This window comes from Oleiphilus sp. HI0123 (assembly GCF_001635315.1).
In genome coordinates this window covers 1-218 of record NZ_LWGE01001019.1, presented here as the reverse complement: position 1 = coordinate 218, position 218 = coordinate 1, and the positions used below count along the sequence as shown (strand labels likewise).

General features: G+C 53.9%; 1 protein-coding gene. It reads right to left on the bottom strand.

Features of this window, described 5'->3' with window-relative positions; translation table 11 throughout:
• Positions 1-218, bottom strand: a 218-nt coding sequence (locus A3761_RS08815) for a hypothetical protein (RefSeq protein WP_156491764.1), incomplete at both ends; no start/stop codon positions are given.

The window sequence follows — 218 nt, the reverse complement described above, 5'->3', positions numbered from 1 at the left end:
TCTAAAGCCTTTCGATCAAGCTTGTTGTTAAGGGTGCGTGGTAACTCCCCGAGTGCTTCAAGGTGCTGCGGCACCATGTAAGGGGGCAATTGCTGTCGCAGGTGCTCACGAAGTTCACTGAGACTAATCGGGCTATTCTTCCATACAACATAAGCGATGAGCCGCGTATCGCCGGCACGGACTTCTCGTACGCNTAAGGCGCAGTCGTCAATGGCGTC